The 12406-nt window shown below is 72.7% G+C and carries 13 protein-coding genes; 5 read left to right on the top strand and 8 right to left on the bottom strand.

Annotation, left to right across the window (positions count from 1 at the left end):
- Window positions 1–31: 31 nt before the first annotated feature.
- The 3 genes from E9998_RS05580 to E9998_RS05570 are packed head-to-tail and all read right to left on the bottom strand — an operon-like array spanning window position 32 to window position 4283.
- Window positions 32–1303: an ion channel protein gene (locus tag E9998_RS05580; RefSeq protein WP_136528711.1), complete on the bottom strand. Its 1272-nt coding sequence runs from the start codon at window positions 1301–1303 to the stop codon at window positions 32–34.
- Window positions 1300–3000 carry a SulP family inorganic anion transporter gene (locus tag E9998_RS05575; protein WP_136528710.1) on the bottom strand — a complete coding sequence of 567 codons (1701 nt, stop codon included), beginning with the start codon at window positions 2998–3000 and terminating at the stop codon, window positions 1300–1302. The genes E9998_RS05580 and E9998_RS05575 overlap by 4 nt, the downstream gene beginning before the upstream one ends.
- A complete protein-coding gene (locus E9998_RS05570) occupies window positions 2997–4283 on the bottom strand; it encodes a hypothetical protein (RefSeq protein WP_136528709.1) in 1287 nt (428 codons plus the stop codon). Before E9998_RS05570 ends, E9998_RS05575 begins: the two co-directional genes overlap by 4 nt.
- A gap of 171 nt (window positions 4284–4454) precedes the next feature.
- Here E9998_RS05570 and E9998_RS05565 point away from each other — a divergent pair, with 171 nt between their 5' ends.
- Both E9998_RS05565 and E9998_RS05560 read left to right on the top strand, forming a co-directional pair.
- Window positions 4455–4850 (top strand): DUF7144 family membrane protein, encoded by a 396-nt coding sequence (locus E9998_RS05565; RefSeq protein WP_136528708.1) that lies wholly within the window; start codon window positions 4455–4457, stop codon window positions 4848–4850.
- 9 nt (window positions 4851–4859) lie between these two features.
- Window positions 4860–5528: a GAP family protein gene (locus tag E9998_RS05560; protein WP_136528707.1), complete on the top strand. Its 669-nt coding sequence runs from the start codon at window positions 4860–4862 to the stop codon at window positions 5526–5528.
- A gap of 33 nt (window positions 5529–5561) precedes the next feature.
- Here the strand turns inward: E9998_RS05560 and E9998_RS05555 are convergent, their stop codons facing one another.
- A complete protein-coding gene (locus E9998_RS05555) occupies window positions 5562–6428 on the bottom strand; it encodes a peptidoglycan-binding protein (protein WP_136528706.1) in 867 nt (288 codons plus the stop codon).
- 204 nt (window positions 6429–6632) lie between these two features.
- Window positions 6633–6875 carry a hypothetical protein gene (locus tag E9998_RS25165; protein WP_158299699.1) on the bottom strand — a complete coding sequence of 81 codons (243 nt, stop codon included), beginning with the start codon at window positions 6873–6875 and terminating at the stop codon, window positions 6633–6635.
- 309 nt (window positions 6876–7184) lie between these two features.
- Here E9998_RS25165 and E9998_RS05545 point away from each other — a divergent pair, with 309 nt between their 5' ends.
- Window positions 7185–7694 carry a mycothiol transferase gene (locus E9998_RS05545; RefSeq protein ID WP_136528705.1) on the top strand — a complete coding sequence of 170 codons (510 nt, stop codon included), beginning with the start codon at window positions 7185–7187 and terminating at the stop codon, window positions 7692–7694.
- Window positions 7695–7760: 66 nt separating this feature from the next.
- Here the strand turns inward: E9998_RS05545 and E9998_RS05540 are convergent, their stop codons facing one another.
- From E9998_RS05540 to E9998_RS05530, 3 genes are all read right to left on the bottom strand, one after another.
- Window positions 7761–9536 (bottom strand): ABC transporter ATP-binding protein, encoded by a 1776-nt coding sequence (locus E9998_RS05540; protein WP_136528704.1) that lies wholly within the window; start codon window positions 9534–9536, stop codon window positions 7761–7763.
- A gap of 82 nt (window positions 9537–9618) precedes the next feature.
- Window positions 9619–10590, bottom strand: a complete 972-nt coding sequence (locus tag E9998_RS05535; RefSeq protein WP_136528703.1) for an aldo/keto reductase — start codon at window positions 10588–10590, stop codon at window positions 9619–9621.
- Window positions 10591–10685: 95 nt separating this feature from the next.
- Window positions 10686–11321 (bottom strand): class I SAM-dependent methyltransferase, encoded by a 636-nt coding sequence (locus E9998_RS05530; RefSeq protein ID WP_136528702.1) that lies wholly within the window; start codon window positions 11319–11321, stop codon window positions 10686–10688.
- A gap of 203 nt (window positions 11322–11524) precedes the next feature.
- On the opposite strand from E9998_RS05530, the gene clpS reads away from it, so the two are divergent.
- Both clpS and E9998_RS05520 read left to right on the top strand, forming a co-directional pair.
- Window positions 11525–11833 carry an ATP-dependent Clp protease adapter ClpS gene (gene clpS / locus E9998_RS05525; RefSeq protein WP_136528823.1) on the top strand — a complete coding sequence of 103 codons (309 nt, stop codon included), beginning with the start codon at window positions 11525–11527 and terminating at the stop codon, window positions 11831–11833.
- Complete coding sequence (locus tag E9998_RS05520) at window positions 11833–12405, top strand: DUF2017 domain-containing protein (protein WP_136528701.1); 573 nt, start codon at window positions 11833–11835, stop codon at window positions 12403–12405. The genes clpS and E9998_RS05520 overlap by 1 nt, the downstream gene beginning before the upstream one ends.
- Window position 12406 lies beyond the last annotated feature (1 nt).

The following is a 12406-nucleotide window of genomic DNA, read 5'->3' as shown; positions in this document are numbered from 1 at the left end:
CCCGAAAACGCGGTTCATTCGCGTTCGGTTCCTATGGGGCCGGTGCGGCGCGGGCGGGGGTCCGCTCGGTGTGGGCGTGCGCGGGGTCGATGACCATCTGGGGCGCGTTGGCGACCAGGAGCCAGGCGGGGAGCACGGCGAGGCACAGCAGCGGCAGGAGCGCGATGTCGCCGACGACGGTGGCGGCCATGAAGACGCTGAGCCAGCCGTTGCGGGTGACGGCGAGGGTGAGGCCGAGGACGGCGCAGCCGACGGCGAGCGCGGGTGCGGCGCCGTCCCACACGTGGCTCCACAGGAGGCCGAGGGCGACGCCGACGAACACGATCGGGAAGATGCGGCCGCCGCGGAAGCCGCAGGTGGCGGCCACGACGAGGGCGAGGATCTTGACGGCGACGATGAGCAGCAGGCCGCCGGTGCCGTGGTCCCCCGCGGCGAGCTCCTTCATCTCGTCCAGGCCCTTGAACATGGTGATGGTGCCGCCGAGGACGGCGAGCAGGCCGAGGACGAGGCCGCCGATCGTGGTGCGCAGCATGGGGTTGGCGACGAGGCCGAAGGCCCGGTGGGACCAGTGGAAGGCGACGGCGGCGGCGAGGCCGAGGAGGGCCGCGACGGCGGCGACGGCGGGCGCGGTGAGCAGGTCGCGCCAGGCGAGGCCGGTGTAGGCGGGCAGGTCGACGGCGAACACGGGGGTGCCGAGGACCTGCATGGTCAGCGCGCCCGAACCGGCGGCCAGGAGCGGGGCGAAAAGCTTGGACCACAGGGGCTGGTCGGGGTCGCCGCCGGGCGATTCGGTGAGGGTGAGGGCGGCGGCGACGGGCGTGCCGAACATGGCGCCGATGGTGCCCGCGGCGGCGATCCCGACCCAGCCGGGGCCGGGGACCTTGGGGGCGAGGCGGGAGCCGAGGAAGCAGACGACGGCGACGCAGATCGCGACGATCGGGTTCTCGGGGCCGAGGCTCACCCCGGCGGCGAGGCCGATCGTGGCGGTCGCCGCGATCCCGGGCAGGGCCCGCATCGGCAGCGGGGCGGCCACGAGTTCGGCCGCGGCGGGGTCGGCCCCGGCGCCGCCGGGCCACTTCCAGACGATGAGGCCGACCGCCGCTCCGGCGACGGTGAGGACGAGGACGAGCCACCAGGCCGCGTCCGAGTCGAACCCGGCGGCCTCGGGCAGGGCGGTCCAGATCAGGTCCTGGAGCGCCTCGGCGAGTTCGCTCAGGGCGATGAGCAGGACCGCGCACACCACGCCCATGCCGAGCGCGAGCGGGGCGAGGCGCAGCAGGCCCTTGACGTCGGTGCGGCTCATGGGGACTCCCCTTCGCGGCGCCGCTCGATCCACTCGTGTCCGGCGGCGACGGCGTCCTTGACCGAGGCGAACAGTTCGGGCCGTGCGGCGAGGAGGTTCTCGCGTCCTATGCGGTCGGCGGCGCCGGTGAGGTCGAAGACCTTCATGAGGCGCTCGTCGACGCCCGCGATGATGAGGCGGCCCCCGGCGCGGCGCAGTTCCTCGGCGCGGTCGCCGAGAGCCTTGAGGACGCTCGCCGAGGGGATGTCGGGCACGCGGCGCAGCCGCAGCACCAGCACGGCGTCCCTGGCCTCGCGCGTGTCGGGCCAGGTCTGGTTGATCGCGCCGAGTTCGGCGAAGAAGCCGCCGCCGTCGTAGTTGAGGACGGTGACCTTGCCGGGCGGGAGGGTCTCGGGCGGGTCGGTCAGGCGCCAGTCGCCGCGCCCGTCCTCGACCACCGCGACGAGGCGGGCGCTGCGGGCGGCCTGGACGCAGTAGAACAGGATCGACAGGCCCGCGCCGAGGAAGATCGCCTGCTGGAGCGGGATCTGCGTGGTCGCCAGGAAGGTGAGGATCATGGCCGCCGCCGAGAGCTTCGAGGCGCGCCACACGAGCGCGATGTGGGCGACCTGGCCGCGGATGAGCTCGCCGCCGATGAGGATGAGCAGGCCGCCGATGACGGCCATCGGGATGTACTCGGCGTAGCGTCCGGCCGCCAGGACGATGGCGATGAGCCAGAGCCCGGCGAAGATCCCGGCCCAGCGGGTCGCCGCGCCCGCGCCGGTCGCGACGCCGGTGCGCGAGAGGGAGCCGCCCGCGGGCAGGGCCTGGAAGAATCCGCCCGCGACGTTCGCGAGGCCTTGGGCGGTGAAGTCGCCGGAGGCGCTGGTCCTGGAGCCGTCCGGGTTCGGGACGGCGGTGCTGATCCCGGCCGCCTGCGCCAGCGCGACGAGGGCGACGGCGACCGCGCCGGTGAGCAGGTGCGGGAGCGCGTCGAGGTCGGGCAGGACGGGGGTCGGGAAGCCGGAGGGCACGGCGGCGATGTCGCCGACTCCGTCGACGTCGAGGCCGAGGAGGGCCACGCCGACGGTGCCGACCAGGAGCGCGATGAGGAGGGCGAGCGGGCGCAGGCGCCGCACGAGGTAGGCGGCGGCCCAGACCGCGATGGTCGCGGCGGCGACGGCGACGGTGGCCGGGTCCCAGTCCGCGAGGTGCGCGAGCCACTCTCCGACCGCGGCGATCTTGTTGTGGGCCTGCGGGTCGTAGCCGGTGGCGTCGCCGAGGACGCCGACGACGATCTGAAGGGCGATGCCGGTGGTGAAGCCGGTCATGACGGCGGTGGACACGTAGCTCATGACCGAGCCGAGCTTGAGGAGTCCGAAGGCGAGCATGACGACGCCGACGAGGATCGTCAGGGTCGCCAGGGCGCCCGCGTCGTCGCCGTCGAGTCCGGCGTCGGCGAGCACGCTCTGGGAGGACAGGGCGATGGCGCTGGTGAGGGTGGTGATCATGAGGGTCGTGCGGGTGAAGAGCGCGCCCATGATCGTGGGGACCATGCCCGAGTAGAGGCCGGTCGCGGGCGGGAAGCCGCCGATGGCGGCGTAGGCCATGCCTTCGGGGATGGAGAACAGGCCGGTGACCAGGCCCGAGACGGCGTCGGCGCGCTTGGGGCGGCCCAGGCTCCGCGTCCAACGCCGCAGTGGGCGGCCCGGGGTCATTCGGGCGCCGCCTCGGGGGCGCCGCGCCCGACGCGTGCGACCACTTCCACGAAGGCGACGAACACGGCGACGACGATCGCGACGGTGACGACGCCGGAGACGCCGGGGTGCCGCCACAGGACGATCCACAGGAGGCCCACGATGACGGCGAGGAACTCGACGGGCCTGCGGAAGCGCTGCACGGCGCCGCCGACGGGGCCGAAGGTGAGACCGGCGCGCGTCAGGACCCGCGCGAGGGCGTCGCGGGCGCCGCGTGCGAGGCTGCGCGTGCCGGTGGCGGCGCGGCCGGGACCCAGGAGCCAGCAGGCGAGCGCGACGATGAGCGCCAGGACCGCAAGGGTCTGGGCGCCCGCCAGGAGGTAGCGGGTCAGGGCGTCGTAGACGGCGCCCGCGGCGTCGGGCGACTGCACCGAGCCGCTGAGCGCCGCGAGGTAGACGCTGCGGCCGATGACGAGCGCGCCCCAGAGCGCGAACATGGCGCCCGCGGTGAAGACCACGCCGAGCAGGAGGCCCCGGCGGCGCACGGGGGCGAGCGCGACGCCCGCGGCGAGCAGGGCGAGCGCGGCGATCGGGAGCGCCCACGCGGCGGCGTTGAGCAGGGCGGTGGCGACCTGGAGCTTCGGGAACGCGTCCGACGTGGCGAGGGTGAAGGTCACCGAGACCGCGGGAATCCGCTCGGCGAGGTCGAATCCGGCGTCGACCATGCGGTCCTTGACGCGCTCCACCACCGGGCCGAGGTCGAGGACGAGGTTCTGGCCCTGCACGGCGAGGGCGCGGCCCTGCTCGCCGGTGAGGATCGCGACGAGGGCGGCGTGGGCGGTGCGGTTGGCCTGGCGCCAGAGCTCGGTGAACTGGTCTGAGTAGACGACGGTGTGGACCTGCTTGTCGATGAAGGAGTCCACGCCGGAGGCGAGCGGCCCGGCGAGGCGGCTGAGGACGTCGGGGGCGCCGCGGGTCTGGACGGCGTCGATGGCCTCGGCGATGAGGGCCTCGACGTCGAGCGCTTCGGTGACGGCCGTGGAGACGCGGGCGGCGACGGCGGCCCGCACATCGTCGTCGTCCAGGAGCGGCTCCATGTTGTCGACGAACCGATCCGTGTCGAGGATCTCGTTGCGCGCGAACACGGTCACGGTCGCGAGGAGGGCGAGGACCGCCGAGAGGACGAGGAGGACGACGGCGCCGGTCCAGCGGGCGCCGCGCCCGACGCCGCCGGAGCGGGCGGCCTGCGCGCGGAGGCGTTCGAGTTCCTCGCGCTCGGCTCGGTTCAGGGCCGCGTCCGCCATCGTCTCGCTCCTTCGTCCGGAGGGGGCGTCCTTGTGGACCGTGCGGACCGCCCCTGTCGCTCAGCCAGAGCGTAGGGCCGCGAGCGGCGCGGAACCGTCGTTTTCTCGCATTCGGGGCACGGCCCGTATCCAGGGCTCTTACATTGATCCCATCCTGAGAGGAGCGAGATCATGACACACAGTCCTGAATCCCGTGCGTGGGCGATCGGCGGATGGGTCTTCGCGGCCTCGGCGGCGATCGTGATGGGGATCTGGCAGATCATCGAGGGCATCGCCGCCGTCGCCAACGACGGGTTCCTGATCGAGACCGAGAACTACACGTACAACCTCGACACGACCGCCTGGGGCTGGATCCACATCGTCCTCGGCGCACTCGTGCTCATCGTCGGGTTCATGCTGTTCAGCGGCTCGGGCTTCGCGCGCTTCATGGGCATCTTCCTGGCGTGCCTGGTCGCGATCAACAACTTCTTCTTCCTGCCGTACTACCCGCTGTGGTCGCTCATCGTGATCGCGCTGGCGATCTTCGTGATCTGGTCGCTCGCGACCGCCGACCCCAAGGACCTGTAGGGGGCTCGGATGCTCGGCGAGGTCATCGGGGACGTACTCCCGCAGGCGATCGGCATCGCGCTCAGCCCGATACCGATCATCGCGGCGATCCTGATGCTCCTGTCGCCGCGGGCCGGGCGCACCGCGCCCGCGTTCGCGGTCGGCTGGGTCGCGGGCATCCTCGTGGTGGCCCTGGCGGTCGTGCTGTTCGTCCCCGCCTCGGCCGCCGCCGGACAGGGCGGGGGCGGCACCGCCGTCGCCCTCGTCAAACTCGTCTTGGGCCTGCTGTTCCTGGTCATGGCCCTCGCGCAGTGGCGCAGGCGGCCCGCGCCCGGCGAGGCCGCGGCGCTGCCGAAGTGGATGGCCGGGGTCGACGCCATGTCCCCCGGCGCGGCCCTCGGCGTCGGGGCCGCGCTCTCGGCGCTCAACCCCAAGAACCTCTCGCTCGCGCTGGCGGCGGGACTGTCGATGGCGCGCCTGGACGGCGGCGACGCCGCGGTGGCGCTGACGGTGTTCGTGCTGCTCGCCGCGTCGAGCGTGCTCGTGCCCGTGGTCGTCTACGCGCTGTTCTCGGCGCGGATGCAGGCGCCTTTGGGCCGGCTCAAGGACTGGCTGACGCGCAACAACGCGACGGTGATGTTCGTGGTGCTGCTCGTCCTCGGCGCGACCCTGGTCGGCAAGGCCTTGGCCGCGTTCTGACCGGGTGCGGTACCGGAACGCGGCCAAGGGGTCTCAGCCGCGGTTGTACTTCTCCCACCAGGTGAAGGCGCCCTTGTAGGCGGCCGGGGTGTTGTCCGCGGCGTGGCTGGCGAGCCCGTTCTTGCCGAAGTAGTAGTCGTGGACCTGCGCCTGCGCGACCCCGGCCATGTCGGTGTCGGCCACCGCGTTCGCGTGGATGTGGTAGGCGAAGCCCTGCTCGGGGGTGCGCAGCCAGGCCGCGAAGCCGACGTCGCGCAGGGCCTTGACGGCCTGCCAGCGCTGGGTCGCGGTGAGGCCGGAGACGGAGATGTCGACGACGCCCCCGCCGTCGTGCGTCCCGGCGGAGTCGGGGTTGCCGGGCGTGTAGGAGCCCTGGGTGAGGGTGATGCTCCACGAGAGCTTGGCGTCGGCGGCGGCCAGCATGTTCTTGGTGCGGGTGTTGACCCGCTTGCCGCCGTAGGAGGCCGCGTTCGAGCCGATGTTGACCGCGCGGGTGACGGTGAAGCCGCCGGCCTGGCCGAGCTTGGCGAGCGAGGTGGGGCCGGGGAGCCCGTTGGCGTCCAGGCCGGTGTAGCCGAGGGACCGCTGCCAGGCGGCGTACGCGCTGACGGTGGAGGAACCGTAGTGACCGTCCACATAGGTGCTGCTCAGGAGCCCCTTGCCGGACAGCGCCGACTCGACGGCCGTGACGCTCGGCCCGGCCCCGGGCGTGATCGCGGTGCCCGACCGCGGCGGGTCGACCATCGCCGCGACCACGGTGAGTTCCATGTCGACGGTCGTGGCCGCCGAGGCGCCCTCACCGAAGAACGCGGTGGCGGCCGCCCCGGCGCCGGCGGCCATGAGCCCGCGCGAGAGCACCCACCGCCGCGAGCGGGGACCGATCATGCCTTGGTTGTCCATGTCCTTGTCTCCCTTCGAGGGACGAAGCGCCGAGGAGTGACCGGCGCCCCGATCTCAGCCGACCATATCGAAGATTTCTTTCGCTGAGAAGTCCCACGATGAAACAAATCTCCAACTTCGCCCGTCCCCGATCCGCGGGAGGAACGGCCGGTACGGTCGGCCCATGACGATGCCGGAGGCGACACGCCTCGAACTGTTCGCGGACTACCACCAGATCCACGTCGTGGACGAGTCGGCCGAGACCGACTTCGGGGAACTGTGGATCCCGGAGGCGACGGCACGCGGGCTCGCAGCGGGCGAGTGCGGCGTCGCGGTCGGCACGGCCGTCAATGTGAACGTGGCCGTGACGGTCGAGATCGCCGGGGCCGCACCGCAGGACGACACGGAGGCGTGCGACCACGCGGTCGAAGCGAGCGTCAAAGCAGGGTCGGGTCGCCTCGTGGTCATGGGCTGCACCGACTCCTTCCCGGAGGCCGCGCGCTTCGCGGTCGTGCCCGGCTGGCTCCGAGTGCGAGCGTCGCGGTCGAACCTGGCAGCCGCGATCGCGGCGGACCTCGACTCGGACGAGCGCCCGGAGACCATGGAGCGCTTGCGATTGCAGGTGTGGCCGGAGGCGCCGCGGGGCGTCGAGGTCCTGCACCGCTGGAGCGGCGGCCGACGGTCCGAGCCGCGAACCCCTCGGCGCGTCGGTTGGCGGTGGCAGGATTGGCGGGCCGCTCCGGGTTCGGGGCGGTCGTCGTTAGCGAGGGAGTGCGCATGGAGATCAGCGGGGTGTTCGCGGATGCGTTCGGGCGGGTTCGGGAGGAGGTCCATGCGGTGCTCGACGGGGTGTCGCAGGAGGTGCTGGACGCGCGGCCGGGGCCGGTGGCGAATTCGGTCGGGTGGCTGGTGTGGCATATCGCGCGGGTACAGGACGACCACGTCGCGGGGGTTGCGGGGAGCGAGCAGGTGTGGTTCTCCGGCGGGTGGCGGGAGCGGTTCGCGCTGCCGCTGGCGCCCGCCGACCACGGGTACGGGCACACCTCCGAGCAGGCCGGGCTGGTGCGCGGGATCGCGGCCGGGGAGCTGCGGGGGTACTACGACGCCGTGCACGCGGTCACGCTCGACTATGTGGAGGGACTGGAGGCCGACGACCTCGACCGGGTGGTGGACACGAACTGGGACCCGCATGTGACGCTCGGGGTGCGGCTGGTGAGCGTCGTCAACGACAACCAGCAGCACACGGGGCAGGCGGCGTACGTGCGGGGACTGCTCGAAGCGGAGTGAGGTCCCGACGTCGCAGGGGTCGCCGCGCATTTATGCGCGACGACCCCTGTTCTCGTTCTACGTAGGTCAGCGGGCGCCCGTCTGCGTCAGGTGCATCGAGGCGTAGCGGCCGCCGGTCTCCAGGAGTTCCTCGTGGGTGCCCTGCTCGGCGATGCGGCCGCGGTCGAGGACCACGATGCGGTCGGCGCTGCGGATGGTCGAGAGGCGGTGGGCCACCACGAGGGTGGTGCGGCCGCGCATGAGGCGGCCGAGGGCCTCCTTGACGAGTTCCTCGGCTTCGGGGTCGAGCGCGGAGGTGGCCTCGTCCAGCAGCAGGACCCGCGGGTCGCGCAGGAGGGCGCGGGCGATGGCGAGGCGCTGGCGCTGGCCGCCGGAGAGGCGGGCGCCGCGTTCGCCGACGACGGTGTCCATCGTGTCGGGCAGGTCGCGCACGAACTCCCAGGCGTTGGCGTCGCGCAGGGCCGCGATGATGCGCTCCTCCCCCGCGTCGGGCATCCCGTAGGCGATGTTCTCGCGGATGGTGCCCTCGAAGAGCACCGACTCCTGCGGCACGACCGAGGTGAAGCGGCGGGCGGTGCGCAGGTCGAGCTCCTGCATGTCGACGCCGTCGAGGAGGATGCGGCCGGAGGTGGGCCGCACGAAGCCGAGCACGAGGTTGAGGAGGGTGGACTTGCCCGAGCCGGAGGAGCCGACGAACGCGACGGTGGTGCCGGCCTCGATGTCGAGCGAGACGCCTTGCACCGCTTCGCCTTCGGCGCCGCTGTAGCGGTGGGAGACGTCTTCGAGGGTGAGGCGGCCCTCGACCGCGTCGACGGCGCGCTTGCACTCGTTCTGCTCGACGTCGGGCTCCTGGAGGACCTCGGCGATGGACCGCACCGACTCCATGCCGCGGGCGCCGACGGGGATGAGCATGAGCAGGTTCGTCAGACCCTGGGTCAGGAGCGCGAAGTAGGTGGAGAGCAGGACGACCTCGCCGGGCGAGATCGGCAGGAAGCCGGTGATCGAGAAGATCGCGGCGACGCCGAGGCAGCCGGCGCCGAGGATCTGCATGGTGACCCAGGAGATGGAGGCGACGTGCCCGTTGAGCATGTCGAGGTGGAGCCCGGCGCGGCGCACGCCGTCGGCGCCGGTGGCGACGCGCGAGACCGCGGTCTGCTCCAGGCCGTGGGCGCGGGTGACGGGGATGAGCGAGGCCATCTCGCCGACGCGGGCGGCAAAGCCCTCCATCTCGCGGCGGAACACCTCGTTGCGGGCGCGCGAGCGGCGGCGCAGGGCCGCGCGCAGGCCGATGGCGATGGGGACGGTGAAGGCGTAGATGGGCAGGAACTGCGGGACGGTGATCGCGGTCATGGTGACCGCTCCGATGAGGACCATCGCCGAGGACATCAGCGGGTGGGTCATCTGCTGGAGCATCATCTCGACGTTCTCGACGTCGCGCACGACCTTGTTCTGGACGATCGACGCGCTCGTGCGGGTGTAGTAGCCGATCGAGAGGCTCTGGAGCCGCGCGGCGAGCGCGTTGCGCAGGTCGGCGCCGGTGTCGCGCACGACGGTCATGAAGTTGCGGGTGTAGACGATGTGGCTCGGGTAGTTCTGCACGAGCAGGAGGACGGCCAGGGCGAGCCAGCCGAGCACGGCGCCGACGGAGCCGCCGGAGGAGACGAGGTCGATGATCGCGGCGGTGACGACCGGGAGGAACCACAGCGGGACCTCCTTGACCGCGAAGGCGAGGAAGGCCAGCAGCATGCGCCACGGGCGGCGGGCGAGGAGGCGGAGCACCGAGCGGGCGGGATGGGCGCCGTCGAGCATCTCCTGTCGGCGAGCAAACGCTTGCAAAGACATGGCCCCGATCGTATCCGACCGGTGGCTCCGAGCGCATCGGGAAAAGCGCGGCCGGGCCCTCCGGGGCCCGGCCGCGAGCGCGCTACCAGGCGTAGGCCTCGGGGGCGGCGCCGCCGGGGCCGGGGAAGAGCTCGTCGAGGGTCTGGAGGTCGGTCTCGTCGAGCTCGACGTCGAGGGCCGCCACGGCGTCCTCCAACTGCGAGACGGTGCGCGGGCCGATGATCGGGCCGGTCACGCCGGGCCGGCTCAGGACCCAGGCGAGGCCGAGGATCGCGGGGCTGACGCCCTTGTCGGCCGCCAGCGCCTCGTAGCGCTCCAGCTGCGGCCGGTGCCGTTCGATCGCCTCCAGCATGTGCGGTTCGGCGCGGCGCCAGGAGCCCTCGGCCTTGGCGAGGACGCCGCCGAGGAGTCCGCCGCCGAGGGGCGACCAGGGGATGACGCCGAGGCCGTAGTGCTGGGCCGCGGGGACGACCTCGAGTTCGATGTTGCGGTTGATGAGGCTGTAGATCGACTGCTCGGAGACGAGGCCGAGTCCGCCGCGCCTGGCGGCCTGCTCGTTGGCGCGGGCGATCGTCCAGCCGGCGAAGTTCGAGGAGCCGGTGTAGACGACCTTGCCCTGGGCCACCAGGACGTCGATCGCCTGCCAGATCTCCTCCCACTGGACCGTGCGGTCGAGGTGGTGGAACTGGTAGAGGTCGATCCGGTCGGTCTGGAGGCGCTTGAGGGAGGCCTCGATCTGGGCCCTGATGTGGTAGGCGGAGAGGCCGCGCTCGTTGGGGCCCTCGGCCATGACCTGGTAGACCTTGGTGGCGAGGACGATCTTGTCGCGGGCCTCGGGCCGCGAGGCGAGCCAGCGGCCCACGATCTGCTCGGTCCAGCCCTTGCGGGCGCGGCCGTAGACGTTGGCGGTGTCGAAGAAGTTGACGCCGAGTTCGAGCGCCCGGTCCATGATCCGGTGCGCCTCGTCCTCGTCGGTGGCGGGGCCGAAGTTCATGGTGCCGAGGACGATCCTCGACACCTTGACGCCGGCGCGTCCCAACTGGGTGTACTCCATGGGTCCTCCAAGCGGTGGGGTTTCATCCTAACGCCGCCGTGTAAGCCTTTGCCGAACGGCGTTCGGACGCTCCGGTCCCGTTGGGGCGCAGTGGCTCAGGCGATCCTGCGGACGGCCACGACGGTGTCGGTGATGCGGCCGGCCTCGCCGTCGGGGCCGACGGCGTCGCGCTCGGGCGATTCGAGCCGCTCGGGGCGGAAGCGGGCCTCGTCGAGGCCGAGCCCCTCGTAGAGCTCGGCGGGGCTGGGGAACTCGACGTGGTGGTCGTGGCGCCAGCCCCAGGAGGGGGCCGAGCCGTGGTCGACCACGAGGAGCAGGCCGCCGACGACGAGCGCGTCGGCGGCGCGGCGCAGCACCGAGGCGCGCTCGAATTCGAGCGGCGACTGGAGGAACTGGGCGGAGACGAGGTCGAACTCGCCCGCGGGCGAGTAGTCGGCGAGGTCGTGGCGCTCGGTGGCGACGGCGTCGGCGACGCCCGCGGCGGCGGCGTGCTCGCGGGTGCGGGCGAGGGCGGTGGCCGAGACGTCGACGGCGGTGACCTGCCAGCCCGCGGCGGCGAGGTGGACCGCGTCGCCGCCTTCGCCGCAGCCGAGGTCGAGGGCGCGGCCGGGCGGGAGGTCCGCGACGGTCGCGGCTAGGACGGGGTTGGCCCGGCCGCTCCAGATCCGGTCGGAGGAGCTGTAGTGCCGCTCCCAGAACGCGGCCGGGTCGTCGGTGTCGTGCTGGTGCATGGTCGGTCTCCGAACGCCGTAGGTGCCTCCAGGATTCGCCGCGGCGGCCGAATCCGCAAGTTTTCTTGCCGTTTCGGCAAGCCTAGCGAGGGCGGGGCGATCCGGTTCGCTTTCGCCGGGGGCGGTCCGACCGGGGGCGGCGGGCGGATGGCAGCATTGTGGGCGTGAGCGCCCGCCCGTCCTCCGCAGTCCTCCCCCGCGCCGTGCCCCCGGTCGCCGCGCTCGGCTCGCCGGTCGAGACCGAACGGACGGCGACGCCTGAGGCGACCGCCGACCCCGACCTCCCGTGGATCACGATCGTCCACGACGACCCGGTCAACCTCATGAGCTACGTGACGTACGTCTTCGAGTCGTACTTCGGGTTCCCCGAGCCGGAGGCGAACCGGCTCATGCTCGACGTCCACCACAAGGGCAGGGCGGTCGTCTCCAGCGGCACCCGCGAGGAGATGGAGCGCGACGTGCAGGCGATGCACGGCTACGGCCTGTGGGCGACGCTGCGGCAGGACCGCTGATGGCGCGGTACTTCACGCTCGCCGAGGGTGGCGCCGAGGTCGAGTTCGAGGACTACGAGGCCGCGCTCCTCGCCGGGTACGCCCGGCAGATGCTCGAACTCATCGACGCGCGCGAGCGGCCCGCGGGCGGCGGCGCGGAGGACCTCATCGCCTCCGCGTTCCGCGAGGGGCCGAGCGAACGGCCCGCCGACCCGGCGCTGGCAAGGCTGTTCCCCGACGCGTACACCGAGTCGGGCCCCGGCGGCGACGCGGCGGCGGCCTCGGCGGAGTTCCGCCGCTACACCGAGGGCGACCTGCGCGCCCGCAAGCACGAGGACGCGGCGGCGCTGGTCGCCTCGCTGGAGTCGCTCGGCGAGGGCCCGCTGGTCCTGGGGCCCGAGGACTGCCGCCGGTGGCTCGGCGCGCTCAACGACCTGCGGCTCACCGTCGCCAGCCGCCTCGGGATCGTCGACGAGGCGTCCCTGGAGGCGCTCGGCGACCTGCCCGAGGACGACCCGCGCGACGGTCTGATGATGGTCTACGAGTGGCTGACGATGCTCCAGGAGTCGCTCGTCGGCTCGATGCCGCGCTGAC

This window comes from Glycomyces paridis (assembly GCF_004912155.1).
GTDB lineage: Bacteria > Actinomycetota > Actinomycetes > Mycobacteriales > Micromonosporaceae > Glycomyces > Glycomyces paridis.
The sequence above is the reverse complement of the archived record's forward strand: the minus strand, read 5'-3'. Positions and strand labels throughout refer to the sequence as shown.